The organism is Ancylobacter vacuolatus (genome assembly GCF_030813595.1).
Classification (GTDB): Bacteria; Pseudomonadota; Alphaproteobacteria; order Rhizobiales; family Xanthobacteraceae; genus Ancylobacter; species Ancylobacter vacuolatus.
This window is the reverse complement of sequence record NZ_JAUSUH010000025.1, coordinates 1-1,691: the sequence shown is the minus strand read 5'-3', so window position 1 is coordinate 1,691 and position 1,691 is coordinate 1. Positions and strand designations below refer to the sequence as shown.

Genomic DNA, 1,691 nt, shown 5'->3' with positions numbered 1-1,691 from the left:
GCCGGCCAGCGTCAGCCCGCCATCTTCGTCGCCGAGATTGGCGTCGGTGCCGACCTGCAGCGTGCCGGCGGAGACGGTGGTGCCGCCCTCATAGGCGTTGCTGCCGGAGAGGATCAGCGTGCCGGCGCCTGATTTGGTGAGGCTGCCGGAGCCATCGAGCACACCGCTCAGCGTCAGGGTGGTGCTCTCCGCCGTGCTGAACGTGCCGCTGCCGGTGAGGGTGACGTCGCGGTCGGAGGTGAAGCTCGCGGTCGTCGCCAGCGTGCCGCCGGCCAGCGTCAGCCCGCCATCTTCGTCGCCGAGGGCGGCGTCGGTGCCGACCTGCAACGTGCCGGCGGAGATCGTCGTGCCGCCCTGATAGGTATTGCTGCCGGAGAGGATAAGCGTGCCGGCGCCTGACTTGGTGAGGCTGCCAGAGCCGGAGACGACGCCGGAGAGGGTGAGCGTGGTATCGGTCGCGGTGCTGAAGGTGCCGGCGCCGGTGAGGGTGACGTCGCGGGCCGAGGTGAAGCTTGCGGTCGTCGCCAGCGTGCCGCCGGCCAGCGTGAGCCCGCCATCTTCGTCGCCGAGGGCGGCATCGGCGCCGACCTGCAACGTGCCGGCGGAGATCGTCGTGCCGCCCTCATAGGTGTTGCTGCCGGAGAGGATCAGCGTGCCGGCGCCCGATTTGGTGAGGCTGCCGGAGCCGGAGACGACGCCGGAGAGGGTGAGCGTGGTGTCGGTCGCGGTGCTGAAGGTGCCGGCGCCGGTGAGGGTGACCTCGCGGGCGGAGGTGAAGCTGGCGGTCGTCGCCAGCGTGCCGCCGGCCAGCGTCAGCCCGCCATCTTCGTCGCCGAGATTGGCGTCGGCGCCGACCTGCAGCGTGCCGGCGGAGATCGTCGTGCCGCCCTGATAGGTGTTGCTGCCAGACAGCACCAGCGTGCCGGCGCCTGATTTGGTGAGGCTGCCGGAGCCGGAGATGACGCCGGAGAGGGTGAGCGTGGTGGTGGCGGCGGTCTCAAACGTGCCGGCGCCGGTGAGGGTCACCGCGCGGGCCGAGGTGAAGCTCGCGGTCGTCGCCAACGTGCCGCCGGCCAGCGTCAGCCCGCCATCTTCGTCGCCGAGCGCGCTGTCTGCGGAAACCGCGAGCGTGCCGGCGGAGATCGTCGTGCCGCCCTGATAGGTGTTGCTGCCAGACAGCACCAGCGTGCCGGCGCCTGACTTGGTCAGCGCGCCTGTGCCGGAAACGACGCCGCTCAGCGTCAGGCTGGTGTCGGTCGCGGTGCTGAAGGTGCCGGCGCCGGTGAGGGTGACCTCGCGGTCGGAGGTGAAGCTCGCGGTCGTCGCCAACGTGCCGCCGGCGAGCGTCAGCCCGCCATCTTCGTCGCCGAGATTGGCATCGGCGCCGACCTGCAGCGTGCCGGCGGAGACGGTGGTGCCGCCCTGATAGGTGTTGCTGCCGGACAGCACCAGCGTGCCGGCGCCTGACTTGGTCAGCGCGCCCGTGCCGGAGACGACGCCGGAGAGGGTGAGCGTGGTGTCGGTCGCGGTGCTGAAGGTGCCGGCGCCGGTGAGGGTCACCGCGCGGGCGGAGGTGAAGCTGGCGGTCGTCGCCAACGTGCCGCCGGCCAGCGTCAGCCCGCCATCTTCGTCGCCGAGATTGGCGTCGGTGCCGACCTGCAGCGTGCCGGCGGAGACGGTGGTGCCGCCCT

The 1,691-nt window shown here is 71.8% G+C and carries 1 protein-coding gene; it reads right to left on the bottom strand.

Translation table 11 applies throughout. The features are described 5' to 3' along the window. Positions 1 to 1,691 (bottom strand): autotransporter-associated beta strand repeat-containing protein (locus J2S76_RS23135; RefSeq protein ID WP_307064507.1); only part of this gene is annotated, 1,691 nt, incomplete at both ends.